Origin of the sequence: Salimicrobium halophilum, from assembly GCF_900100295.1 — a bacterium.
Taxonomy (GTDB): domain Bacteria; phylum Bacillota; class Bacilli; order Bacillales; family Halobacillaceae; genus Salimicrobium; species Salimicrobium halophilum.
Genome location: NZ_FNEV01000005.1, coordinates 101,869 through 124,671 on the forward strand (window position 1 = coordinate 101,869; position 22,803 = coordinate 124,671).

Consider the following 22,803-nt stretch of genomic DNA (forward strand, 5'->3'; position numbering starts at 1 on the left):
TTGATGGAAAGGAGCAGGAAGATGCCATACGAAACGGATACGAGACTGGCGCAAGTCGGAAACAGAACAGATGCAAAGACAGGAGCTGTAAACCCTCCCGTTTATTTTTCCACAAGCTATGCCCATCCCGGTATGGGGGAATCCACAGGATTCGACTATACGAGAACGAAGAATCCGACAAGAGCTATCCTGGAAGAAGCGCTGGCTGATCTCGAGAAGGGAGACGGCGCTGTTGCCTGCAGTTCTGGAATGGCTGCGATTCATACGGTGTTCGGACTTTTCCGTTCCGGGGAAGAGGTCGTCGTCCCTTACGATTTGTACGGAGGTACGTATCGACTGTTTGAAGAGGTGTTGTCGAGATACGGAATACATTTCAGATACGCGGAACTTACAGATGTGTCTACTTTCGAAAAACAAATCACGGCACAGACGAAAGCTATTTTTCTCGAATCACCGACCAACCCGCTCATGAAAGAGGCGGATCTCAAAGAATATGCGGCTCTTTGTAAGAAGTACGGCCTGTGGCTGATCGTGGATAATACGTTCTATACGCCTCTCCTGCAAAAACCTCTCGAAGAGGGAGCGGATCTCGTTATCCATAGTGCAACCAAATATCTGGGAGGACACAACGACGTGCTCGCCGGAGCTATTGTTGCGAAAGGGGAAGAGCTTACGGAGAAAATCGCCGCCTTGCAAAACGGAATTGGAGCAACACTTTCCGCGATGGACTCCTGGCTTTTGATGCGAGGAATGAAGACACTCCACCTCCGGATGAAGCAGCATGAAGAGAATGCTCGACACGTCGCAGAATTTCTTGAGAATCATGAAGCAGTGAAAGACGTATTGTACCCGGGACGGGGCGGAATGCTTTCCTTCCGGGTGAATAGCGAAGAACAGGTACCGGTTTTACTGAGGTCTCTTGGGCTGATCACGTTTGCGGAAAGTCTCGGGGGTGTGGAAAGTTTCATTACATACCCTGCTACCCAGACACATGCTGATGTACCGAGAGAAAGGCGGATGAAATACGGCGTCGATGACTGTCTTCTTCGTTTTTCCGTAGGTATTGAAGATTGTGAGGATTTGAAGAAAGATTTGGCACAGGCTTTAGGAAATTCACTGATAAAGGAGAGAGAAGCATGACGAAAAGAAGCTTGGAACAACGATTGGAAGATGGAACAGTGATTGTAGGAGAAGGATACTTATTTGAACTTGAACGAAGAGGTTACCTGCAGGCAGGTTCCTTCGTACCGGAGGTGGCCATCGAGAATCCGGAAGCCTTGAAACAGACGTACCGGGATTACATGCTTGCTGGATCAGACGTAGTCCTGGCTTTCACCTATAACGCTCATCGGGAGAAGATGAGGATCATCGGAAAAGAAGACCTTCTCGAACCACTGAATAGAAACGCGATCCGCCTTGCGAAAGAAGTAGCCAAAGAACACCCTAGGGAAGAAGCGCTTGTAGCCGGGAACATTTCTAATACGAACGTTTTCGACCCGGAAGATGAACAGAGCAAACAACAGGTTCGTGAGATGTTCCGGGAAATGGTGTCCTGGTGTAAGGAAGAAGGGGTGGACTTCGTGAACGGAGAGACGTTCTACTACCATGAAGAAGCGCTCATCGCCCTTGAAGAAATAAACAAAGCCGGCTTACAGGCGGTCATTACGTTAGGTCTGATGGGAGAGAATATTCTGCGTGACGGCTACACGGTTGAAAAATCCTGCGCTTCCCTGAAGGAACACGGGGCACTCGTCGTAGGCATGAATTGCTTCCGCGGTCCTGATACAATGCAGCCTTATATCGAAAGAATCAGAGAAGAAGTGGACGGCTACGTAGGAGCGTTACCGATTCCGTACCGCACGACAGAGGAGCATCCGACGTTTTTCAATCTTCCTGACGGAGGGTGCAGCTGCACTTTGCCGACGGAAACGACCTTCCCGACATCACTCGACCCCCTCTACCATAACCGTTATGAGCTGGCGGAGTGGGCGAAAGAAGCACATGGCATCGGAGTGAACTATCTTGGTCTCTGTTGCGGAGCTTCACCGGCGATGATCCGCTCCGTCGCGGAGGCTGTGGGAATCGAAACGGTGCAGTCCAAGTATTCCCCTGATATGCACAAGCATTTCCTGTTTGGACAGGAAGATAGCCTGAACAAGGAAAATTTGAGTTACCGTTCAAAAGCATAAGTGCACAGGAACCCGAAATTCCGGAAATCACCCGGAGCTTTCGGGTTTTTTGTTTGCTCACTGGGACGGAAGGGAAGGAGAGTAGGAAAGGAAAGCAGAGTAGAGGAGGAAAAGCTGTTGTTATTTAAAGGGACACATATTTCGAATCCTACACGGGCTTCCATCATACTGATGATTGCAGGTTTCCTTGTGATCGGAGGAGGATTCTTTTTCGTCGCTTCTCTCGGAGAGGAAGTGTTGGAACAGGAAAAATTCGCTGTGGACGGGTTGGTGAGCGATTTTGTAAGCACAATCAATCCACCATGGATGGCTGAGACGATGGGCTATATTACAGAGGCCGGTTCCGTATGGTTTCTGACATTGCTGTCGGTTCTGGTAGTAGCTTATCTTTTGTTCATTTCGGATAAAAGCAAATGGGTAGCCCTGTTTTTGGCAGTGAACATGCTCGGAATCAGTGGACTCACGAAAGGGTTGAAGCTGCTATTCGAAAGACAGCGCCCGGAAGTGATCGAGGCTTATGACGGCGTCGGTTACAGCTTCCCAAGTGGTCATTCGACGGGAGCAATCACCTTCTATGGATTCATGATCTATTTGGTAGTGGTCAGTCGTTTCAAGAACAGTACTAGATGGATACTCGGTATACTTCTTGGTCTGTTCGGCGTGACGGTTGCAGTAAGCAGGATTTTCGTCGGCGTCCACTATTTCACAGACGTTATGGCAGGAATCGCTCTAGGCACTGCGTGGCTGCTCGTATCTATTGCCGGGCTAGAGATTATGCTCTTTAGAAAGAGAAGGAGAGCGAGGAAGAAAGAAGAAAAGGTAACATCATGAAAGAATCCTGTAGAGGCAGATGCCTGCTCTACAGGATTTTTGTCTTGTATCAAGAATGGTTTTGATAACTGAGGTACGCCTGCATCAATGTTTTAGCCCCGTGCAGCATCGCACGTTCATCGAAATCGAACTTAGGGTGATGATGAGGATAATAGTGATTAGGAAGCTTGGCGCCGGTGAAATAGAAGGCGCCCGGCTTTTCCTGAAGGTAGTAGGCGAAATCTTCCCCGGCCATCGAAGGTTCCACTTCTCTAGTCTTCAGAGAAGCATCGGCATGGGACGCTTCTTCAAGGATGAGCGAAGCTTCTTTTTCATGGTTGACCACAGGAGGGTAGCCCTTCTGGTAGGAGAATTCGTAATCTGCTCCTGCAGCTGTGCAGACGCCCTTGATGATCCGCTCCATTTCTTCGATGATCGTATCCTGGACTTCTGTTTCGAACGTTCGCACGGTTCCTGTAAGTGTTGCGGTGTCTGCAATCACATTGAACGCAGTTCCGCCTTCGATCGTTCCAGTCGTAACAACAGCGGTTTTAAGAGGGTCGATTCTTCTTGCGACGATCTGCTGCAGGGAAGAGACCAGATCGGAAGCGATGACGATTGCGTCCTTAGTCTGGTGGGGCTGGGCTCCGTGCCCGCCCTTTCCTTGTATTTTGATTTTGAATCCATCTGCTCCGGCCATGAAAGCTCCCTTGCTGACATCAATCGTTCCATAGTCCGTATTCACCCACAGATGTGTGCCGAAGACAGCATCCACATGGTCGAGCGCACCGGATTCGATTATAGGTTTTGCTCCTCCGGGGGTGAACTCTTCGGCATGTTGATGGACGAGTACAAGAGTGCCGGGGAGGTCTTGTTTATGTTGCCATACGGCTTCTGCGAGACCGAGCAATTCCGCTGTATGGCCATCATGACCGCAGGCATGCATGACGCCCTCATTTTTCGAACAGAAAGAGAGGTGGTCATTCTGTTCCTGGATGGGAAGTGCATCGAAATCTGCCCGAAGTGCCACTGTTTTGCCTGGCCTTCCCCCTTCAATCGTGGCGATGACACCATTGCCTCCAACATTCGCTTCATAAGGAATACCGAGGTCGCTATATGTATCAGCTATGTATTTCGCTGTTTCTGTTTCGTGAAAAGAAAGTTCCGGATATTGGTGGAGGTATCTTCTTGTTTCCACCATTTTGTCGTACAGGGTATCGATTGTTTCAAAGATAGAGTGATCCATGCATCTATTCCTCCATTTTTTATCGTTATATATCCAGCTGTGCAGCTCTGCAATTTAATCTGAGAGTTAGGTCTTCACTTTTCCTTTTGTGTCTAGCTACGAAGGCCAGAAACTCGAGCCATAAGCAACTCGGATCAAAGAAAGGAAAAGCGACTTTCGTTGACCAAGTTGCTTATGACTGAAGTTTCTAAGCGGGGCTTCTCCGCTTTCCCATTTTGTCTAGTTGCGACATCCAGAAGCCCGTGTCCTAAGTAGCCCGGATCAGAAAAAAGGAAAAGCACTTTTGTCTGACCGGTCTACTTAGGCCAGGACTTCTAAACGGGATGTCTCCACTTTTCCTTTTATGTCTAGCTACGAAGGCCAGAAACTCGAGCCATAAGCAACTCGGATCAAAGAAAGGAAGAGCGACTTTCGTTGACCAAGTTGCTTATGACTGAAGTTTCTAAACGGGCCTTCTCCGCTTTCCCTTTTACTATATCATTATATGGAAAAAAAGAAAAAAGCGGGCGCCTTGGAGGAGGTTCCGCTTGTCTGTGTTCTGTTGCGCTTTTCATAATCAGAATCCTTCGTAAATGGGACAATCTTCAGAAGGGGATCATAAAAAGTGTCGCAAAAGTATCGGTACGAGATAGATATGAAATTTTGCGATATAAAAATGTATCATATCATTTTTAATGCGACGGTTTTTGCAAAGGAAGTATGCAATAACACTTCATTTCCAAGCCCCAGTCAGGAATCCTAAATGAAGAAGCCCCTCTTAGAGTAGATCTTTTAAGAGGGGCTTGTATGCTTTTCTTTTCATTCAAGTCCAGCTATGGAAATTCCGAGCCATAAGTAGATCGGATCAGATTCCCGAGGGGAGGGCGAACGTCCTACCCGGCTACTTAAAGAATATCCCAGAAAAAATAGGTCAACCAGATAAACTGGTTAACCTTATAATACGAAGCGGGGTGATTCCACATTTCATTCATGTCTAGTTCCGAATTCCAGAAACCCCGAGCCATAAGGAGAACAGATCAGAAAAAAAGAAATAGCACTTTTTGTCTGACAGTTCTCCTTATGACTGAGGTTTCTAAGCAGGACTTCTCCACTTTTCATTTATTCATGCAGGCGGGAGTCACGTAGTAAACGGTCGATTTCCTCCATGTGGCCTGTTTCATCTGCGATCATGTCGTCGAGTTTGACGGATAGTTCAGTAAGGTTGAGGTCGTCTGCTTGTTGTTTTCTTTTTTCGTAACGTTTGATGGTCGCTTCTTCAGCGTCTCTCGCAGCTACTAGCATATCTTTTACGTGGGATTCCTGCGGTACATCGGCCGGCTTCGTCGTCGGAGTGCCACCAAGGGTGCTGATTTTTTCTGCGAGATAGAGGGCATGTCCCTGTTCGTCGGCGATTTCCCCTTCAAAGAATGGTTTCAATACAGATCGGTACAGTCCTGAAACGACGGCAGCGTTATTTGTGTACATAATAGAGGCTGCATACTCGTGAGACAAGTCTTCGTTCAGTCCATCAATCAATTCCTTCATTTGCTGATCCACGACTAATCATCCTTTCTGTTTAAAAATACTTCTAATATTTGTATTCCCAAGCCTAAGGAAGTTAAACGGAGAAAAAATGTCGATTTCGTGAATTGGAGTCCCTTGTTTTCAATTCCTCCCGTTCCCTTGTATAATACAAAAGGAGAGGATGAAGAGAGCATGGAAAGTTCCAATCGTTTATTCGCAGCATGGGCTGTAGCTCTTACGGCTATGCTTGGAAGTTTGTTCTATTCCGAATTTATGGGATACACGCCATGTGAGTGGTGCTGGTATCAGCGTATCCTTATGTACCCGCTTGTAATCATCTATGGGGCTGCTCTTTTGAAGAATTCGAAAGAAATGGCTTTCCCCGGGCTGATTCTCAGTGGAATCGGGGTTCTGACATCTACGTATCATTATTTGATGCAGAAAGTGTCTATACTTCAGCCACCAGGCGGTAGTTGCGGAGCGGTTCCGTGTACGGTGGAGTACGTCAATTATTTCGGTTTTATTACCATCCCGTTTTTGGCGGGGACAGCATTTATCATTATCTTTATCAGCCATGTAACGATGTTAGGGAAGAAGGAGTAGTGTACAAATGAAGAAAAAAATGATTATATTCGGTTCTGTATTGGTCGTATTGATTGCTGCTCTGGCAGTTGTCGTAAGCCTTCAGAACTCAGAGAAAACAGCAGATAACCCTTACAACAAAGATGACCTGGAGCAGTCGACTATCGATCAGCTCGACGATCCGAACTACGGCAATCAGATTCTTCCGGATGAACTATCGGAACGAGTGGAGTCCGGCGACCCGGTAACCGTCTATTTCTACAGTCCGGAATGTGTGTATTGCCAGAATACCACCCCGTACCTTGTACCACTGACAGAAGATATGGGCGTGGATATGAAGAAGATGAACGTATTGGAATTCCCGCAGCAGATGGCTGAATATGGAATTGAAGCGACCCCTACGGTCGTCCATTTCGAAAATGGGGAAGAACAGGACAGAATCGTCGGGCAACAACCGGAACAAGCCTTCCGTGACTTCTTTGAGAAGAACGTAACGGATTAAGGCAAACCGGAACGGCAACTGTTGCATAGACGAGAAGTAAACCAGCCTCAGGTCGAAAACAAGCACCTTAATAAAAAAAGTGAGCGGTACAACCGCTCACTTTCCCTTTATATTATTACGACTCAGGATCAATCATGTGATAGTGGACGATGTAAGCATCCCCGTCGATAAAGGAAGGCTTCTGTTTGTGGTCAGGACCTGATTTCTTGTGAGCCTGCTCAAACGACTGGGAATTACGCCAGTTCTCGAAACTTGCGTGATCACGCCACTGCGTAAGGACCACGTATGTTTTCCCTGATTTCGGACGAAGAATCCGTATCGCCTGGAACCCGTCCATCCCTTCGACGTTCCCTTTACGATTTTTGAACCGATCTTCGAATGTCGGTCGCCCTTCTTCGGAGACAGGGATATTGTTGGTGACGACGAATCCTTCCTCTTCTACCGTTCCGACGGAGTCTACGATTTCGTAATCCCGTCCTTCGGAGAATACGGAAGGGGAGTCGCCTTCGTAATAAGCAACAGTGGAATCGCTGCCCTGCATGAAGCGGATGTTCTGGTCAGGGTGCTGGTCTTTTACTTTTTTTAAGAAATCAATCGTGCCGTTTGTCATCGATACTATCATCTTAAAGATTCTCCTTTCCTCTTAGGTAGATTTTAGCAAGAGGAGGAGAGGAACTGCAAGCAGGAAGAAAGGATGGCCGAGCTTGAAACGTGAAGAATATAAACAACTGAGAAAGCGCAGGATACGATTCAGGAACGCCTTCATCGGCGCAGGGGCTTTGTTGTTTGTGGCAGCAATGGGGCTTCTGGCACTTATGTTCGGAGGAGCTCTATTCGTATCGGACGATGATCTGATGCTCGATACGGCCTCTACAGTTACAGCGGATGGAGAAGAGATAGAGCAGATCTATTCGGTTAATCGGACACTCGTGAATCTGGATGAAGTACCTGAATTTTTGCAGCAGGCCTTCATCGCTACAGAAGACAGCAGATTTTATGAACATTCCGGGATTGACCCACGTGGAATAGCGAGGGCTTTATACAGGGACATCATAGCCTGGGAGAAGGTCGAAGGTGCCAGTACGATTACCCAGCAGGTTGCGAAGAACCTGTTTTTCACGAACGAAAAGTCCTGGATGCGAAAAACGAAAGAAGTCATGGTCGCTCTTTATCTGGAACGGAACCTGACTAAAGAAGAGATTCTTGAACTCTATGTAAATTCCATCTATTTCGGAGAAGGAACCTACGGAGTAGAGGCGGCATCTGAGCGCTACTTCGGTACTTCAGTATCGGATGTTACACAATCTCAGGCAGCTCTTCTGGCCGGTATGCCAAAAGCTCCCAATAGCTATTCCCCCGTCAATGATCCGGAAGCTGCGAAGGACAGACGGGATGTAGTGCTTATGCGGATGGAAGACGAGTCTTATATTTCCGGAGAAGAAAGAGAGAATCTTTCGAATCAACGTCTGGAGTATAAAGAAAAAACACAGCCTGAAGAAACATGGTCCAATGCTTATGTGAACGCAGTAGTACAGGAAGCAGTGGAGAGGTATGGGATTTCAAGAGAAGCGCTGAAGACGGAAGGATACCGGATTGAAGTAAACATGCACCCGGAAGCACAACGAATAGCTTATGACACGATGCAGGACGCTTCCTATGCTTCAGGGTCCGTGAAAGGGGTGGAAGGTGCATTCGTTCTTACCGATCAATCAGGAAAGGTTACCGCTATCGTAGGTGGAAGAAGTTATGAACATGGAGAGAGTAACCATGCACTGACGAAGCACCAGCCGGGATCCGTGATGAAACCTCTGGCTGTCTATGGTCCTGCTCTCATGAGTGACCGGTATACACCGTACTCCGTTTTGAAGGATGAAGAAACAAGTTACGGGGACTATACGCCTTCGAATGTCACCGGAGGTTATGAAGGGCAAGTTACGATGTACGAAGCATTGGTAGAATCCAAGAATGCGCCAGCCGTATGGTTGTTTGACCAGATTGGTGTCGGGGAAGGGAAGACTTACCTTGAAAAACTCGGGTTGTCCACCGAGGACGAAGGACTTTCCATCGCCCTTGGGGGTTTGTCTGAAGGTTTCACTCCAATGGAAATCGCAGGAGCTTACCAGACGATTGGCAATGGGGGAGAAAGAAGACCGCTTCAGACCATTGCAACGATAACGGATCGTAACGGAGAAGCGGTAGAACCGAAAGAACAGGCAGAAGCGACTCGGGTTTTTAATGAAGAAACAGCTTTTCAATTGAGAGAAATGATGGAAACCGTCGTTTCTGAAGGAACGGCAACAAGCGGCAGCTACCAGGGGCCCCTTGCCGGAAAAACAGGGACAGCGGGGCACCCCTCTGTAGAAGGACAGAACCGGGATGTGTGGTTCGCCGGCATAACCCCTAATTATACGATGAGTATGTGGATGGGCTACGAGGCTTCCGGCGAAGACTATTACCTTACAGATTCAAGCAGTGTCCCGACTTCTCTCTCGAAGGAACTGATGACGAACCTGAAAGAAGTAATCGATCCCGGTACGGAGTTTACGAACCCCGAAGGAATGGATTCCCTTCAAAAACCGGTGGAACTTCCGGATTCCACTGAATTGCAGGGTACTTTAGATATCGGGGGATGGGCTTTTGTTCAAGGAGAATTGAACTGGGAAGCACCCGAAGATGAACGGGTTACCTACAGGGTATACCGGGCACGTGGCAACGACCCGGAACTGATTGCAGAGACAGAAGCGACGAGCCATACCGTTCAGGCTTTCGGCCTGCTGGAGTCCCGCACGTACTTTGTAGTTCCTTATGACCCTACGACCGGGCGGGAAGGGGAACGATCGAATGAAGTAACCCTTTCATGGTAGGAAAAGGTACAAAATCGTGACAGATGGACCTTAACGCTATACAGAAAGATGAATCATCCGTTATAGTTGAAACGGATAGAAAACAAAGGAGTCAGGTACTATATGGGGAACACGTTTAACGACACAATTCTTAAAGCATTCCGTGGAGAGAAGACGGAGCACACACCCGTCTGGTATATGCGTCAGGCAGGACGTTCTCAACCGGAATATCGGAAGTTGAAAGAGAAATATTCATTGTTTGAAATCACTCATCAGCCTGAGCTGTGTGCTTATGTCACCCGTCTGCCGGTGGAGAATTACGGAGTGGATGCAGCCATTCTGTATAAGGATATTATGTCGCCGCTTCCGGCTCTCGGGGTGGACGTAGAAATAAAGAAGGGCATTGGTCCCGTCATCCATAACCCGATCCAATCCCGTCAGGATGTGGAACGGCTTGGAGAGATCGACCCGCAATCGGACGTACCTTACGTACTCGATACGATACGCCTGCTCACCGAAGAGCAGCTGAACGTACCACTTATCGGTTTCAGCGGTGCTCCGTTTACGCTTGCGAGTTACATGATTGAAGGGGGACCTTCGAAGAATTATCATAAGACGAAATCCCTCATGTACAGTGATGAAGAAACGTGGTTTCTGTTGATGGACAAGCTTGCGTCGATGATCATCACCTACGTGAAATCTCAAATCAAGGCAGGCGCACGAGCGATTCAGATTTTCGATTCCTGGGGAGGAGCGCTTCATGCTCCTGATTACCGGAAATATATCAAACCATCGATGGATCGTATTTTCAGAGAATTGAGGAATGAAAATGTGCCGCTTATCCTGTTTGGTGTCGGGGCCCGTCATCTGATTACAGAATGGGATGATCTTCCGATTGATGTGCTGGGTCTTGACTGGCGTACGTCGATCAAAGAAGCGAGAGATCTCGGAGTGAAGAAACCGCTTCAGGGTAATCTCGATCCTGCCGTTTTACTTTCCGATTGGGAGGTAATAGAGGAGAGAGCGAAAGCCATCATTGATGAAGGGAAGCAATACGGTCCTCATATCTTCAATCTTGGTCACGGGGTCACGCCGGAGATCGAGCCGGAAACATTGAAAAAGCTGACAACATTGATTCACACATATTCCAAAACAAACTAAGGGGTGTTCAGGAAAATGGCTAACAAACAAGTCGGTTTACTCGTAATGGCGTATGGAACGCCATACAAAGAAGAAGATATCGAACCTTACTACACACATATCAGAAAAGGGAGGCAGCCATCGGAGGAAGCGCTTCAGGATCTGAAGGATCGTTATGAAGCGATCGGGGGAATTTCTCCGTTGGCGCGTATCACAGATGAACAGGCAGAGGCTCTTCGTGATGAGCTTAATGATATGCAAAATGAGGTAGAGTTCAAACTTTATATCGGGTTGAAACACATCGATCCGTTCATCGAAGATGCTGTCGATCAAATGGCGAAAGACGGAATCGAAGAAGCGGTATCGATCGTTCTTGCTCCACACTATTCTTCTTTCAGTGTGAAGTCTTATAATGGGCGAGCTCAAGAGAAGGCGGATGAGCATGGCATTCGCATCAGTTCTGTGGAGAGCTGGTATGATCACCCGACCTTCATCGACTTCTGGAAAGATGGAATCCTTGGAGAGTATGAGAAGATGAGCGAACAGGAAAAAGAGAAAGCATGCCTGATCGTTTCTGCTCACAGTCTACCGGAAAAGATTCTTCAGGGAGGAGACCCTTATCCACAACAGCTCGAAGAAACGGCGAAACTCCTCTCCGAAGCCACAGGAATCACCCAGTACGAAATCGGCTGGCAAAGTGAAGGGAATACGCCTGATCCGTGGCTTGGTCCGGACGTACAGGATTTGACGAGGGATCTGTTCGAGCAAAAAGGGTACACTTCTTTCGTTTACGCTCCCGTAGGGTTTGTTGCGGACCATCTGGAAGTGTTGTATGACAATGATTACGAATGTAAGGTAGTGTGTGACGAGGTCGGTGCCAACTATTATCGTCCTGAAATGCCGAACACCAACGAGAAATTCATTGAGACGCTGGTGGATGTAACCTGGACGAAATGGAAAGAAGAGAAGTAATATGAGCAAAAAAGTATTAGTTGTAGGCGGCGGGATGACGGGGTTATCCGCCGCCTATTATTTACAGAAGGCAGGAATCGAAACAGAGCTTGTGGAGAAATCCGACCACCTGGGTGGAAAGATTTCGACGATTCATAAAGATGGATTCACGATCGAACGGGGACCGGATTCTTTTCTCGCGCGTAAGACGAGCATGCTGAAGCTTGCGGAAGAAGTAGGTATGAGTGAGCATGTAGTCAAGAATGCGACGGGAACAGCATACATCCTTGCGAAAGGTCGTTTGAACCGTATGCCCCAAGGCTCCCACATGGGAATTCCTACTCGACGTCGTCCATTGTTGAAGTCCTCTTTGTTTTCTCCTGCTGGTAAAGGGAGAGCTCTACTTGAGCCATACCAGCGGCTGAGACTGAAGAAGGAGGATGAAGCGCTGGGGTTATTTTTGAGACGTAGGTTGGGCAACCAGGTTGTCGAAAATGCAGTAGAACCGCTTCTATCGGGCATTTATGCAGGTGATATCGATCAGCTTAGTATGGATGCAACCTTTCCTCAGTTCAAAGAATTGACGAAGGAACATGGAAGTCTGGTTCGTGGCCTCAAAGAGACGGGAGCAGTACCGCGGCAGAAAAGGAATAATAGCAAGCCGAGTGCCTTCCGTGCTTTCGCAGGTGGTCTATCAAGTTTCGTTGAAGCTATCCATGCTCAATTGAAGCCCGGGACGGTCCAGCTTTCCGTCGGAGTCGATCATATTGAGAAGAAAGAGGAAGGCTACCATGTACTGATGAGTAACGGGGAAGTGAAGCACGCAGATGATATCATTCTCGCAGTGCCCGCTCCGGCTGCCGCTAAGATGCTTGCTCAATATGATTGGGTGGAACCGTTGAAGCAGATGAAAGCGACGTCTGTCGCTAACATCGCCATGGCTTTCGATCAGTCAGCCATCAAGAAGGATATTGATGGTACAGGTTTTGTGGTAGCCCGTACGAGTGATGAGTATCGGATCACCGCCTGTACGTGGACTCACAAGAAATGGGCCCATGCTGCTCCTGAAGGAAAAGCTCTTCTTCGCTGTTATATCGGAAAACCGGGAGATGAAGAAGTCGTAGATAAGACGGATAAAGAAATCGAAGACATCGTACTTCGTGATCTCGGAAAGATTATGGATATTACAGATCAACCTGATTTCTCTGTCGTGACCAGGTGGCACGATGGGATGCCACAGTATAGTGTCGGCCATAAGGAACGTCTTACGAAGCTCGAACACTACATGAAAAAAGATGTTCCAGGGGTCCAGCTTGCGGGAGCATACTATTATGGCATAGGCTTGCCGGACTGTATTAATCAGGGAAAAGCAGCGGCCAAACGGATCATCGAACGATAAAATTACAAGAGAAAAGCTTGTAGAGACTGTTAACAGTTTCTGCAAGCTTTTTCTATAGGTGTAGTTTACTGATGCGGCTATACGCTGATATTCACAGTCTGTATGGAAGAGAGGGGCAAGCTTTGCGACAGTTTTTAAGACTGAAATATGGCAAAGCACCGCAAAAGAATCTTTATCCGATACTTTTTGATCAATAGGAAGGACAAAGTATCTTATAGTATTTTTTATGCGGTGTTAATAGAAATATAGGAATGAAAAACGCCCCATATCCGCTTGGGGATAGGAGGCGCTTCTAAACGTTCTTCTTCGCTTTTCATGTCTAGCTGCGAAGAACAGAAGCCCGAAATATAAGCAGCCAACCCTGTTTCAAGAAAAATCACTTGAAGCCAGGCTCGTCTGCTTATATTTGAGCTTCTAAACGTTCTTCTCCGCTTTTCATGTCTAGCTGCGACATCCAGAAACTCGAGTCATAAGCAACTCGGATCAAAGAAAGAAAAGAGCGCCTTTCGTTGACCAAGTTGCTTATGACTGAGGTTTCTAAGCGGGATGTCTCCGCTTTCCTTTTTCATTTCAAATTTTTTCGTATATATTTGATCGTTTCTTTCAGTTCGTCGGCGTGTGGACGTCCGAATGGGTTTGTCTGACGTTGCTGGTAGAGTAGATTGCCGTGATTATCAACCAGGAAGTAAGCAGGCTCCGGATGGTTCCCGTGGTCTTCGTAGGGAGCTTCTTCCCCGTGATAGTATACTTCATAGTCCTTCAGGAAGGAATATTCCTCATCAAGCAGAATCGGGAAGGTCAGCCCGTGTTCATCGGCCATATCTTTGAGATTCTGTTCATCGTCATGAGTGATGGTAATGATATGGATGTCGTGTTCATTGAAATCAGCCTGTTCTTCCTGCAATTGCTTCAATTCCTTTTGACAGGCAGGACACCAGGAACCGCGGAAGTAAACTAGAAGGTGCCAGGCAGATTCAGCTTGTTGTACATCAGAGAAAGTGAAGTCTTCTCCTGTTACATTCTTTAATTGAAAATTCGGGACTTGCTGATTGAGTTGCATGGAAGTCATCAAAACACTCCTTTATCGTAATTACATGCATCTTACCCGTTTCAGGAGTGTTTTAGTGTTTTTTTCGTGAAAAAATAATCGGATTTTTGTTAAAATTAAAAAAGAAGCAGCCGCTACTGCTTCTTTTTATAGGAAGTGCTATATCTCAGGGTTAGCGTATGCCAGGAGCTGAAGCTTTCTTAGCGGGCAGGACCATCGCAGTCATGGCAAGTGTTACCGTAGCAGTCCGCCTGCTCCTGGATTACGCTTCCACATTTAGCACACTGTTTCTTAGGCAAGTTACGGAAAAATTCAACAACGTTCATCATAATGTAATTCCTCCTCTGTTTTGATGTTGAATTCATTGTATTATAACAGTATGAATAAATCAACACAATGTTATAAAACAACTCAAAATAAGACTAAAGTATTAGAAAAGAGGTAATTTTGTGAAAATTACAACAATAGGGTATTGGGGAGCTTATCCTGCCCAGAACAGTGCCACCTCCAGTTATCTCGTCGAAGACCAGGGATACAGGCTGCTCGTGGATTGCGGCAGTGGAGCACTGTCACGCCTTCAAGGATATATTTCTCTCAATTCTCTGGATGCTGTCATCATTTCTCATTATCACCATGATCACGTAGCGGATATAGGTGTTCTGCAACACGCGCGACTTGTGCAGACGAAGCTTGGTCACGTAGAAGGGGAACTTCCCATCTACGGCCATGAAGAAGATGAAAATGGGTTTGAAAGACTGTCCTCTTCTTATACAAAAGCGCACCCTTATGATCCTGAGTCTTCTGTGTCCATCGGCCCTTTCACTATTTCTTTCCTTAAGACGGTTCATCCGGTACCGTGCTATGGGATGAAGATTACAAATGGTGACGATACGATTGTATATACTGCGGATACAGCCTATCAGAAGGAGTGGATAGATTTTTCGAAGGGTGCCGATCTTTTGATTACGGATACGAATTTTTACAAAGGGATGGATGCAGCCCAGGCCGGGCATATGACGAGCGAAGAAGCGGCCTCTATCGCTGCGGGTGCAGAGGTGGAAGAACTCTGGCTTAGTCATCTTCCGCATTTCGGTAACCATTCCAGGTTGAAGCAGGAGGCTGCGGATGTGTTTCATGGAGAGGTGAAACTGGCTACCGAAGGGTTACGATGGAGCAGTGAATGATTGCGAAGAGAAATCGGCTCGCTTATACTTGAAGGGAGCAACGGAACGAAAGGATGAGAACAATGCTTTTTATTGATAACGAAGGAGTAAACGATCCGACAATCAATCTGGCTATCGAAGAGTATGCGCTGAAGAACCTGGATATCAGTGAAACGTATCTGCTGTTCTATATCAACGAGCCTTCGATCATTATAGGGAAGAACCAGAATGCCATCGAAGAGATCAACACGGATTTCGTAGAAGAGAACGGAATTCACGTGGTCCGCAGACTCTCCGGAGGCGGGGCCGTTTATCACGATCTTGGAAACTTGAATTTCAGCTTTCTGACGAAAGATGATGGAAACAGCTTTCATGACTTCGCCAAGTTCACAGAACCGGTTGTCGACGCTTTGAAACAACTTGGAGCTCCGGCTGAGCTTTCCGGTCGAAATGATTTGACGATTGAAGGACGGAAGATTTCAGGGAATGCTCAGTTCACGACTAAAGGCAGGATGTTCAGTCACGGCACCTTGATGTTCAATTCAGAAGTTGAAAATGTCGTGCGCAGTCTGAATGTGAAGTCGGAAAAAATCCGCTCGAAGGGAATCAAATCGATCCGTAGTCGGGTAGCGAGTATTGCTGAATACCTTCCTGAAGGTACGACGATGGAAGATTTCAAAACGATGATTCTCCGCTACATTTTCGACGTGGAAGATGTGAACGATGTTCCGCAGTACAAACTGACCGAAGAAGACTGGAAAGCCATTTATCAATTATCCGAAGAGCGCTATCGAAATTGGGACTGGAACTACGGAAAATCTCCGAAGTCGAACATCCAGCAGACGAAGCGTATTGAAGGAGCAGGAACATACGATATCCGGCTTGATGTGAATAAAGGATATATCAACAATGCGAAAATCTATGGAGACTTTTTCGGTATCGGTGACGTTACGGAAGTGGAAGACCGCCTGATCGGTACGAAATATGAAAGGGAAGCAATCAGGGAAGCTGTAGAGGACCTTGATATTTCCCATTATCTCGGCAAGGTTACTATGGAAGATTTTCTTACCATTGTTTATTGATGGACATACCCGGTTCAGAGAGAGCCGGGTTCTTTTCAAAGGGGCAAGCAACACAGTCGTGCCGTAATAAAAGATTGTTCTACTTAACCTTAGGGGAACATATGCATGGGAAGATAAATGTCACTTTTCACGAATAACTGGAGGGATTGCATGATCACCTGGAAAGAAGAGATTATGATTGAAGCCGACATTGATACCGTTTGGGGGCTTTTCAAGGATGAGCATATTAAGCGCATCATGCCCCAGGTGGAAGAGCATGCCCTGATCGAAAAAGAAGAACATGAAGTAGGTGCGAGACACCGGCAGACATACCGGGAAGGAAAACGGACGGAGACTTATATAGTAACGACAACCGCCTATGAAAACACTGAGGAATATAGGAAGAAAGAGGTCACTTTTACGGTCGGACGTGCTTTCGACATACGTACCTCCTATGAATTTCACAAAATAGGAGAAGAAGAGACAAAGCTCGTTTACGAAGGTACGAATGAAGGGGTGAATATTCTCGGCAAAGTGATGTTGAAATTCGCTACAGAGAAAAATAACAAAAAAGTTGTCCGCGAATTTTTGGAACGTGTAAAGGAAGAAGCGGAGAAGGAGAAAACTGATGTTCATTCATAAAATAGATGAAGAAGTAAGCTTGCGTCTAATTGAAACGAGGGATGCAGAACGTGTTTTCGAACTGGTGGATCGTCATCGTCTCCACTTGCGGACATGGCTTCCGTGGGTGGACCACACAACAAAAGTGGAGGATACGAAGGAAGCGATTCAAGGGTTCAGAAAAGGGTATGCGGAAGATAAGAGTATGACGGTGGTTATCCTTTACCGGGATAGCGTCGTCGGCATGACCAGTTTCAATAAGCTTGATTGGACGAATAAGGTGGCTTACATAGGATATTGGCTTGCAGAAGATTACCAGGGGAAAGGTATTATGACGAAGAGTGCGAAAGCGATGACGGACTTCGCTTTTTCTTCCCTCAAAATGAACAAGGTCGATATCACCGCTGCGGTTGAAAACAGGGCGAGCCGTGCTGTTCCGGAGAGACTAGGATTCACAGAAGAAGGAGTGATCCGGGAGGAGGAGTGGGTGAACGACCGCTTCGTCGATCATGCAGTATATGGGATGTTGCAGAGAGAATGGTGCTGAAATAAGTTTGCGAATACTCGGACAATATTTTATAATAATAAATGAATTCGATATAATGAATGACTATTCATTCATTTCAATCAATAAAAGGGGGAAACTGTCGATGAATGTAAGTGAACGGCTGAAACAGACAGCTCGGGAAATGCCTGAGAAGGATGCCTATATTTTTCAGGGGGAAAGGACGAACTATCAGACTTTTGATGCTTCGGTGACGAAATTCGCAAGTGCGCTGAAGAATCTCGGGTACGAAAAAGGGGATCACGTAGCGCTGATCAGCGGAAATAGCCCTGTCTTTATGATCGGATTATATGGAGCGCTCCGCGCCGGTTTGACCGTTATCCCGATCAACCCTACGTACACATCAAAGGAAATGGGATATATTTTGAAGAATGGAGATGTTAAAGGTGTCATCGCTCTTGACATGATTGTCAGCCAGTTGGATATCATCGATGATGACCTGATGGTAGAGCATTACTTTGTAGCGGACACAGGAACGGGAGTGAATCTTGACTCCTATTCTATAGCACCAAAAATGAAACCGTTTACAGAAACGGTGGCCTCCGGATCTCTTGATTTCACTCCTCCATCCCTCGATGAAGAAGACCTTGCTGTAGTATTATACACATCCGGAACGACCGGAAAACCTAAAGGGGCCATGCTGACACATAAGAATATTTACTCCAACGCTACAGATGTTGCGGAGTATCTAGAGATCAGTGAAACAGACCGGGTCATCGCGACATTGCCGATGTTCCACGTGTTCTGTCTGACAGTAGCTCTCAATGCTCCGATCGCAAACGGAGGAACGGTTGTCATTATCCCGCAATTTTCTCCTGAAGCTGTCTTCACTGCAGCCAGAGATTATAAAGCGACCGTCTTCGCGGGGGTTCCTACCATGTATAATTATCTGCTCCAAACAGGGGATGGGCAGGAGGACTCCTTTGGACATATGCGAATCAATGTCTCCGGAGGATCATCGCTTCCGGTATCGCTTCTTGAAGCTTTCGAGCAGAAGTTCAATGTCAGAGTTTCCGAAGGGTACGGGCTGTCTGAAGCTTCCCCGGTTACAGCTTTCAACCCGCTCGATCGACCACGGAAAGCGGGATCGATCGGTACGAATATCATAAACGTGGAAAACAGAGTAGTCGATGAGCTTGGAGAAGAAGTTCCGACAGGGGAAGTTGGAGAGCTTGTTGTAAAAGGACCGAATGTCATGAAGGGCTACTATAAGATGCCTGAAGAGACTTCTGTCACGATTAAAGACGGATGGTTGTACACAGGAGACATGGCGCGCAAGGATGAAGAAGGTTATTTTTACATCGTTGACCGCAAGAAAGACATGATTCTTGTGGGCGGATATAATGTCTACCCGAGAGAAGTCGAAGAAGTTCTTTACAAACACCCTAATCTCACAGAAGCTGCCGTTGTCGGAGAACCCCACCCAGAAGCAGGAGAAGCGGTCATCGCTTTTGTCGTCTCGGACGACCCTGCGCTTGATGAAGCGACGGTCATTGATTACTGCAAAGAGGAACTTGCGAAGTATAAGCTTCCGAAACGGATCGAGTTCCTCGAAGAGCTCCCGAAAAATACTACAGGTAAAATTCTGAGAAAGAGCCTGCGTGATCAGCTAAGCAAAAATTTGTAGTTGTTAGGTGTCAACAATTAGAAACTTCGCAAAAACGTGTGCGTTCCGCCGCAAAAACATTTCGGTGAGATTTTTGCGTACTTGTACTACAATAGTATTTGAGAAAGGCAGTTCTGATAAAGAACTGGCTGCATAAGAGGAAAGCCTCTCATTAGTAAGAGCCTTTCTGATTATGTAATTCCCTCACTCAAAAGTTAACCAGTCGTCTCTTTTGGCCAATGCTCTCGTAGCATTGGCTCTTTTTTTGTTAGAAAAGTGGAGACACCTTGCTCAGCCCTTCTCGCATAAGTGAAAATCAGCCTAAAGAAGCGTTTTTCTTCTTTATGGATGGTTTTCACTTATGTCGCTAAGGGCTAGGTGTCGCAACTAGACATAGAAAAGCGTAAAAGGCCCGCTTAGAAACCCGAATAAATTACGATATGCGACGCTTTCTTCCTTCTCCGACCCTTGAAACATCGCATTGTAAAGACTATATGATGTTTTCTGCTTCGGCAGATAAGAAACCACCGCATAAAATATGTTATGCGGTGATTTTACTTATTCTTTTCTGAAAACTGTCGCAAAGGCGAACACCACTCTTCGTTCGGGTTCTATCATTAAGGGAGTCTTATTCCAAAAAAGAAAGCTTCCTCTCTCAAAAAGAGAAGGAAGCCTAGTCCCGCTTATAATCAACCATATATTCGTCTTTCGTTATATAAAATGTTCTCTCCGGACGGTGAGTGATCAGACCGAGACGCTCCAGCATATAACAATTCACTCGGCGATAAGGATCGTTTTCGATGATCGGAAGTTCTCCTTCCTGCTGCATATACGTATCCACGGCTTGTTGCATCATATCGATATCTTTCGCAAGCTGCAGGTCTTCTTCCTCGAATAATTCATATGTTTCCCGCGACATATAATACGTTTTCTGCGGTTTGCCTGCAATGAAAGGAGCGAGCAACTCATAGTCGATAGTAAGATCCGGCTTTATGATGACGCTCAAAGGAACGCCATCCGGTTTCATTTCTGCGTACTCGTTAATAGCTTTTCTGACATCTTTGAGCGTAAGGTCCATAACCTCCAGCTTCTTTGTTGCGACCTGCGCTTGCTTCTTCTTTCTTCCCCACATAGTTATCACCTTCACTTCCCCTTGAAGTTATATGTCTATTATAGCAAAAATATCGAAATTTTCGGAAAAATAATTCGTATTTTGTAGACGAGGGAGGGAGAATCTGCTATAGTAATGAAGAAAATATTGGAATTAAAAGAAGGGGAATGGTAACGATGAACGAAGCGCTGAAAACTGAATATGAAGTGAATGAGAAAACGATCGCTCTTCTTGCTGTAGAAGAGGACGGGAAGATCAGAATGAAGGTGATGGAAGAAGATGATTTTTTCATTGTGGATAAGTCCCCTACGAAAGTGATCGATGCTTCCTGTAAATATTTCGGCAGTGATCTCTCCGGAAGAATCTCCGGTACAAAAGCGATTACCAACTACACACATAAATCCCCCATTGTCGTCTCCGGAATGCTTAAGCTTTACTATTTCCCGACGATGTCCCCCTCCCGGGTTGAATGCTCCTGGATCTCTCACAATTTTGTCCGTGACTTCTTTCCAAGCGAAACGGATTACAGAAAAACGATGGTACAATTCATGAATAATGTCTGGGAAGAACTCGCAGTTTCTCCGGGTGTGTTTTCCAATCAATTGGAACGTACCGCCCAGTTCCGATTGATGTATGAAAAACGTTTCATTTCTCCAGTGAGGCATTCGTTCGTCTCAGAGCCTTCTCCATCAACTCCTGTAAGATAAGTTCCACTTTTTTTCGAATGGCCGGATTGAAATAGTTCCGTTTCTCTTCATATCCTTCCGCGATGAAAGAAAAGGTAGTGAATGACTCGTGCCTCGATGTTTCCACCACCTGTACGTGATGATCATCCATGAACTTCCGCAGGTGACGCCTTTCCTCCCGGGCCACCATTTCCATTTTTCCGATCAGTTCCAGGTAAGGCTCTTTGATTTTGTAGTTTCCGTTTATGATATGATGACGGTCCTGTTTTATGACAGTGAGTGCCATCGTAAGGAACAGATAGCGGGAGGCTTTATCGAGTTCTTTTTCTTTGATATGGGCCATCGCGAATTCTCCTCTCACGTTTTCGAACGTATGTTCTCATTTTAGTGTATCACATGTACACCATAAATATGAAATCCAATTTTCGGGAATACTTTGCAGTAGGCAGACGGGCGAAATTCCATTAAAATGAAAGTACTATATCGAACAGAGTAGGATGAACTTATTATGCCAACGCTCGAGGAACTGCAACTATTAGCTGAAAATGATCAACTGTTTGATTACGCCATCCGTCAGTTGGAGAGGCTGGATCGTTTCGGACCGCTGCCGGGAATACTCCTTCCGCTGATTGAAGCCTTCCTTCCGATTTTACCGCTTCTTGTATTCGTGGTTGCAAATGCAGTGGTATACGGTCTTTTCGAAGGGTTTCTCTATTCATGGATCGGAGCGACCACAGGGGCTGTCCTTGTGTTTCTTCTCATCCGTAAACTGGGGCGGCAGCGTTTTTTCCTGTTTTTGAGGAAGCATAGGCAGGTAAAACGGGTGATGGTGTGGCTCGAGGAACACGGCTTCGGCCCATTATTTCTGTTGATGTGTTTTCCTTTTTCTCCGTCTGCCATCATCAATGTCGTTGCGGGGTTATCTGGAGTGAAGACGAGAGATTTCCTGCTCGCGGCAGTTCTCGGGAAATCCGTGATGATTTTCTCCATCACATTCGTAGGGGACAGTATCACTTCCTTCACATCAAATCCGGTCAAAACCATCGTCGTTCTCATCTGTATCAGCCTTTTCTGGATGCTCGGGAAATTCCTTGAGAAGCGTCTGGCCGTTCGTGCAGAGAGAAAGAAAGGTTAAAGTTTCCTCCGCGTGGGTAAGATATTACTACTAAATACCTGTGGAGGAAGCAGAATGAAAAAATACAAACATCTGATCCGTACAATCATTCTAGCCGTTCTGGTCGCTATCGTATTCCGGGCTTATTTCTTCGCCAGTTACATCGTGGACGGAGAATCGATGGAGCCCACCCTTTATGACGGGAATCTGCTGATGGTGAATAAAGTGTTATACGATTGGACCGATGTGCACCGGCATGATATTATCGTGTTTCATTACAACGAGGAAGATGATTACGTGAAAAGAGTGATCGGCTTGCCGGGGGATCATGTAGCGGTGAAGAATGATACCCTATATATCAACGGAGCGCCGGTAGAGGAGAAGTATCTTGATGAACTTCGTCCGGATGATGGTCGGGTTTTTACGGGAGATTTCACGTTAGAAGGGGTCACTGGCAACTCCGAAGTGCCGGAGGGCCAGCTCTTTGTTATGGGAGATAACCGAAGGGACAGCCTTGATAGCCGCAGCTTCGGTTTCATAGATATCCAGTCGATCGTCGGCAAGGTGGAAGTCCGCTACTGGCCGATGTCTCAACTCGGAATGACGTTTCGATGAACTGCCGCTTTGGTGGTTCATTTTCTTTTTGTATTGTAAAATAAGGGA

The 22,803-nt window shown here is 46.5% G+C and carries 24 protein-coding genes; 17 read left to right on the forward strand and 7 right to left on the reverse strand.

Annotation, left to right across the window (positions count from 1 at the left end; all coding sequences use genetic code 11):
* Nucleotides 1-21 precede the first annotated feature (21 nt).
* From BLQ44_RS09340 to BLQ44_RS09350, 3 genes are all read left to right on the forward strand, one after another.
* Nucleotides 22-1,140: a methionine biosynthesis PLP-dependent protein gene (locus BLQ44_RS09340; RefSeq protein ID WP_093193776.1), complete on the forward strand. Its 1,119-nt coding sequence runs from the start codon at nt 22-24 to the stop codon at nt 1,138-1,140.
* The gene (locus BLQ44_RS09345; RefSeq protein WP_093193623.1) at nt 1,137-2,189 is read left to right on the forward strand and encodes a homocysteine S-methyltransferase family protein; all 1,053 of its coding nucleotides are present in this window, start codon (nt 1,137-1,139) and stop codon (nt 2,187-2,189) included. The genes BLQ44_RS09340 and BLQ44_RS09345 overlap by 4 nt, the downstream gene beginning before the upstream one ends.
* Nucleotides 2,190-2,306: 117 nt before the next feature.
* The gene (locus BLQ44_RS09350; protein ID WP_093193624.1) at nt 2,307-3,020 is read left to right on the forward strand and encodes a phosphatase PAP2 family protein; all 714 of its coding nucleotides are present in this window, start codon (nt 2,307-2,309) and stop codon (nt 3,018-3,020) included.
* Between the two features lie 49 nt (nt 3,021-3,069).
* Here BLQ44_RS09350 and BLQ44_RS09355 read toward each other — a convergent pair whose 3' ends face one another.
* Together BLQ44_RS09355 and BLQ44_RS09365 are read right to left on the reverse strand one after the other, a co-directional pair.
* Nucleotides 3,070-4,245 (reverse strand): M20 family metallopeptidase, encoded by a 1,176-nt coding sequence (locus tag BLQ44_RS09355; protein ID WP_093193625.1) that lies wholly within the window; start codon nt 4,243-4,245, stop codon nt 3,070-3,072.
* Between the two features lie 1,098 nt (nt 4,246-5,343).
* Nucleotides 5,344-5,769, reverse strand: coding sequence for a ferritin-like domain-containing protein (locus tag BLQ44_RS09365; RefSeq protein WP_407690372.1), 426 nt, complete (start codon nt 5,767-5,769; stop codon nt 5,344-5,346).
* Between the two features lie 171 nt (nt 5,770-5,940).
* Here BLQ44_RS09365 and BLQ44_RS09370 point away from each other — a divergent pair, with 171 nt between their 5' ends.
* Nucleotides 5,941-6,351: a disulfide oxidoreductase gene (locus BLQ44_RS09370; protein ID WP_093193628.1), complete on the forward strand. Its 411-nt coding sequence runs from the start codon at nt 5,941-5,943 to the stop codon at nt 6,349-6,351.
* 7 nt (nt 6,352-6,358) lie between these two features.
* Entirely contained in the window at nt 6,359-6,832 is a 474-nt protein-coding gene (locus tag BLQ44_RS09375) for a thioredoxin family protein (RefSeq protein ID WP_093193629.1), read from the forward strand.
* A gap of 115 nt (nt 6,833-6,947) precedes the next feature.
* Here BLQ44_RS09375 and BLQ44_RS09380 read toward each other — a convergent pair whose 3' ends face one another.
* Nucleotides 6,948-7,454 (reverse strand): antibiotic biosynthesis monooxygenase family protein, encoded by a 507-nt coding sequence (locus BLQ44_RS09380; RefSeq protein ID WP_093193630.1) that lies wholly within the window; start codon nt 7,452-7,454, stop codon nt 6,948-6,950.
* A gap of 82 nt (nt 7,455-7,536) precedes the next feature.
* Here BLQ44_RS09380 and BLQ44_RS09385 point away from each other — a divergent pair, with 82 nt between their 5' ends.
* The 4 genes from BLQ44_RS09385 to hemY all read left to right on the forward strand — a co-directional run bounded on the left by BLQ44_RS09385 (nt 7,537) and on the right by hemY (nt 13,165).
* A complete protein-coding gene (locus tag BLQ44_RS09385) occupies nt 7,537-9,696 on the forward strand; it encodes a transglycosylase domain-containing protein (protein WP_093193631.1) in 2,160 nt (719 codons plus the stop codon).
* A 102-nt stretch (nt 9,697-9,798) separates the two neighbouring features.
* Nucleotides 9,799-10,836 (forward strand): uroporphyrinogen decarboxylase, encoded by a 1,038-nt coding sequence (hemE, locus tag BLQ44_RS09390; protein ID WP_093193632.1) that lies wholly within the window; start codon nt 9,799-9,801, stop codon nt 10,834-10,836.
* Between the two features lie 15 nt (nt 10,837-10,851).
* A complete protein-coding gene (gene hemH, locus BLQ44_RS09395) occupies nt 10,852-11,787 on the forward strand; it encodes a ferrochelatase (protein ID WP_093193633.1) in 936 nt (311 codons plus the stop codon).
* A gap of 1 nt (nt 11,788) precedes the next feature.
* Nucleotides 11,789-13,165, forward strand: coding sequence for a protoporphyrinogen oxidase (gene hemY, locus BLQ44_RS09400; RefSeq protein ID WP_093193634.1), 1,377 nt, complete (start codon nt 11,789-11,791; stop codon nt 13,163-13,165).
* 565 nt (nt 13,166-13,730) lie between these two features.
* Here the strand turns inward: hemY and BLQ44_RS09405 are convergent.
* A complete protein-coding gene (locus BLQ44_RS09405) occupies nt 13,731-14,234 on the reverse strand; it encodes a peroxiredoxin family protein (protein WP_093193635.1) in 504 nt (167 codons plus the stop codon).
* A gap of 179 nt (nt 14,235-14,413) precedes the next feature.
* Complete coding sequence (gene yhfH, locus BLQ44_RS09410; RefSeq protein WP_176757485.1) at nt 14,414-14,542, reverse strand: protein YhfH; 129 nt, start codon at nt 14,540-14,542, stop codon at nt 14,414-14,416.
* Between the two features lie 120 nt (nt 14,543-14,662).
* Here yhfH and BLQ44_RS09415 point away from each other — a divergent pair, with 120 nt between their 5' ends.
* The 5 genes from BLQ44_RS09415 (at nt 14,663) to BLQ44_RS09435 (ending at nt 19,250) form a co-directional block, all read left to right on the forward strand.
* A complete protein-coding gene (locus tag BLQ44_RS09415) occupies nt 14,663-15,397 on the forward strand; it encodes an MBL fold metallo-hydrolase (RefSeq protein ID WP_093193636.1) in 735 nt (244 codons plus the stop codon).
* Nucleotides 15,398-15,459: 62 nt separating this feature from the next.
* Nucleotides 15,460-16,458: a lipoate--protein ligase gene (locus tag BLQ44_RS09420; RefSeq protein WP_093193637.1), complete on the forward strand. Its 999-nt coding sequence runs from the start codon at nt 15,460-15,462 to the stop codon at nt 16,456-16,458.
* A 150-nt stretch (nt 16,459-16,608) separates the two neighbouring features.
* Nucleotides 16,609-17,079 carry an SRPBCC family protein gene (locus tag BLQ44_RS09425; RefSeq protein WP_093193638.1) on the forward strand — a complete coding sequence of 157 codons (471 nt, stop codon included), beginning with the start codon at nt 16,609-16,611 and terminating at the stop codon, nt 17,077-17,079.
* The gene (locus BLQ44_RS09430) at nt 17,066-17,605 is read left to right on the forward strand and encodes a GNAT family N-acetyltransferase (RefSeq protein ID WP_093193639.1); all 540 of its coding nucleotides are present in this window, start codon (nt 17,066-17,068) and stop codon (nt 17,603-17,605) included. The genes BLQ44_RS09425 and BLQ44_RS09430 overlap by 14 nt, the downstream gene beginning before the upstream one ends.
* A gap of 103 nt (nt 17,606-17,708) precedes the next feature.
* Complete coding sequence (locus tag BLQ44_RS09435) at nt 17,709-19,250, forward strand: fatty acid--CoA ligase family protein (protein ID WP_093193640.1); 1,542 nt, start codon at nt 17,709-17,711, stop codon at nt 19,248-19,250.
* A 652-nt stretch (nt 19,251-19,902) separates the two neighbouring features.
* Here BLQ44_RS09435 and BLQ44_RS09440 read toward each other — a convergent pair.
* Entirely contained in the window at nt 19,903-20,361 is a 459-nt protein-coding gene (locus tag BLQ44_RS09440) for a DUF3939 domain-containing protein (protein ID WP_093193641.1), read from the reverse strand.
* A gap of 155 nt (nt 20,362-20,516) precedes the next feature.
* Here BLQ44_RS09440 and BLQ44_RS09445 point away from each other — a divergent pair, with 155 nt between their 5' ends.
* Nucleotides 20,517-21,047 (forward strand): competence protein ComK, encoded by a 531-nt coding sequence (locus BLQ44_RS09445; RefSeq protein WP_176757486.1) that lies wholly within the window; start codon nt 20,517-20,519, stop codon nt 21,045-21,047.
* Here BLQ44_RS09445 and BLQ44_RS09450 read toward each other — a convergent pair.
* Complete coding sequence (locus tag BLQ44_RS09450) at nt 20,986-21,369, reverse strand: hypothetical protein (protein ID WP_093193643.1); 384 nt, start codon at nt 21,367-21,369, stop codon at nt 20,986-20,988. The genes BLQ44_RS09445 and BLQ44_RS09450 overlap by 62 nt on opposite strands.
* Nucleotides 21,370-21,534: 165 nt before the next feature.
* On the opposite strand from BLQ44_RS09450, the gene BLQ44_RS09455 reads away from it, so the two are divergent.
* A complete protein-coding gene (locus BLQ44_RS09455; protein ID WP_093193644.1) occupies nt 21,535-22,161 on the forward strand; it encodes a TVP38/TMEM64 family protein in 627 nt (208 codons plus the stop codon).
* Between the two features lie 54 nt (nt 22,162-22,215).
* Nucleotides 22,216-22,755 carry a signal peptidase I gene (lepB, locus tag BLQ44_RS09460; RefSeq protein ID WP_093193645.1) on the forward strand — a complete coding sequence of 180 codons (540 nt, stop codon included), beginning with the start codon at nt 22,216-22,218 and terminating at the stop codon, nt 22,753-22,755.
* Nucleotides 22,756-22,803 lie beyond the last annotated feature (48 nt).

What these genes read in the sequence shown, in the direction of transcription:
- BLQ44_RS09340 (WP_093193776.1), top strand. Translation starts at nt 22, where the DNA reads ATGCCATACGAAACGGATACGAGACTGGCGCAAGTCGGAAACAGAACA.
- BLQ44_RS09345 (WP_093193623.1), top strand. Translation starts at nt 1,137, where the DNA reads ATGACGAAAAGAAGCTTGGAACAACGATTGGAAGATGGAACAGTGATT.
- BLQ44_RS09355 (WP_093193625.1), bottom strand. Translation starts at nt 4,245, where the DNA reads ATGGATCACTCTATCTTTGAAACAATCGATACCCTGTACGACAAAATG.
- BLQ44_RS09365 (WP_407690372.1), bottom strand. Translation starts at nt 5,769, where the DNA reads ATGAAGGAATTGATTGATGGACTGAACGAAGACTTGTCTCACGAGTAT.
- BLQ44_RS09370 (WP_093193628.1), top strand. Translation starts at nt 5,941, where the DNA reads ATGGAAAGTTCCAATCGTTTATTCGCAGCATGGGCTGTAGCTCTTACG.
- BLQ44_RS09375 (WP_093193629.1), top strand. Translation starts at nt 6,359, where the DNA reads ATGAAGAAAAAAATGATTATATTCGGTTCTGTATTGGTCGTATTGATT.
- BLQ44_RS09380 (WP_093193630.1), bottom strand. Translation starts at nt 7,454, where the DNA reads ATGATAGTATCGATGACAAACGGCACGATTGATTTCTTAAAAAAAGTA.
- hemE (WP_093193632.1), top strand. Translation starts at nt 9,799, where the DNA reads ATGGGGAACACGTTTAACGACACAATTCTTAAAGCATTCCGTGGAGAG.
- hemH (WP_093193633.1), top strand. Translation starts at nt 10,852, where the DNA reads ATGGCTAACAAACAAGTCGGTTTACTCGTAATGGCGTATGGAACGCCA.
- hemY (WP_093193634.1), top strand. Translation starts at nt 11,789, where the DNA reads ATGAGCAAAAAAGTATTAGTTGTAGGCGGCGGGATGACGGGGTTATCC.
- BLQ44_RS09405 (WP_093193635.1), bottom strand. Translation starts at nt 14,234, where the DNA reads ATGACTTCCATGCAACTCAATCAGCAAGTCCCGAATTTTCAATTAAAG.
- yhfH (WP_176757485.1), bottom strand. Translation starts at nt 14,542, where the DNA reads ATGATGAACGTTGTTGAATTTTTCCGTAACTTGCCTAAGAAACAGTGT.
- BLQ44_RS09420 (WP_093193637.1), top strand. Translation starts at nt 15,460, where the DNA reads ATGCTTTTTATTGATAACGAAGGAGTAAACGATCCGACAATCAATCTG.
- BLQ44_RS09425 (WP_093193638.1), top strand. Translation starts at nt 16,609, where the DNA reads ATGATCACCTGGAAAGAAGAGATTATGATTGAAGCCGACATTGATACC.
- BLQ44_RS09430 (WP_093193639.1), top strand. Translation starts at nt 17,066, where the DNA reads ATGTTCATTCATAAAATAGATGAAGAAGTAAGCTTGCGTCTAATTGAA.
- BLQ44_RS09435 (WP_093193640.1), top strand. Translation starts at nt 17,709, where the DNA reads ATGAATGTAAGTGAACGGCTGAAACAGACAGCTCGGGAAATGCCTGAG.
- BLQ44_RS09440 (WP_093193641.1), bottom strand. Translation starts at nt 20,361, where the DNA reads ATGTGGGGAAGAAAGAAGAAGCAAGCGCAGGTCGCAACAAAGAAGCTG.
- BLQ44_RS09445 (WP_176757486.1), top strand. Translation starts at nt 20,517, where the DNA reads ATGAACGAAGCGCTGAAAACTGAATATGAAGTGAATGAGAAAACGATC.
- BLQ44_RS09450 (WP_093193643.1), bottom strand. Translation starts at nt 21,369, where the DNA reads ATGGCCCATATCAAAGAAAAAGAACTCGATAAAGCCTCCCGCTATCTG.
- BLQ44_RS09455 (WP_093193644.1), top strand. Translation starts at nt 21,535, where the DNA reads ATGCCAACGCTCGAGGAACTGCAACTATTAGCTGAAAATGATCAACTG.
- lepB (WP_093193645.1), top strand. Translation starts at nt 22,216, where the DNA reads ATGAAAAAATACAAACATCTGATCCGTACAATCATTCTAGCCGTTCTG.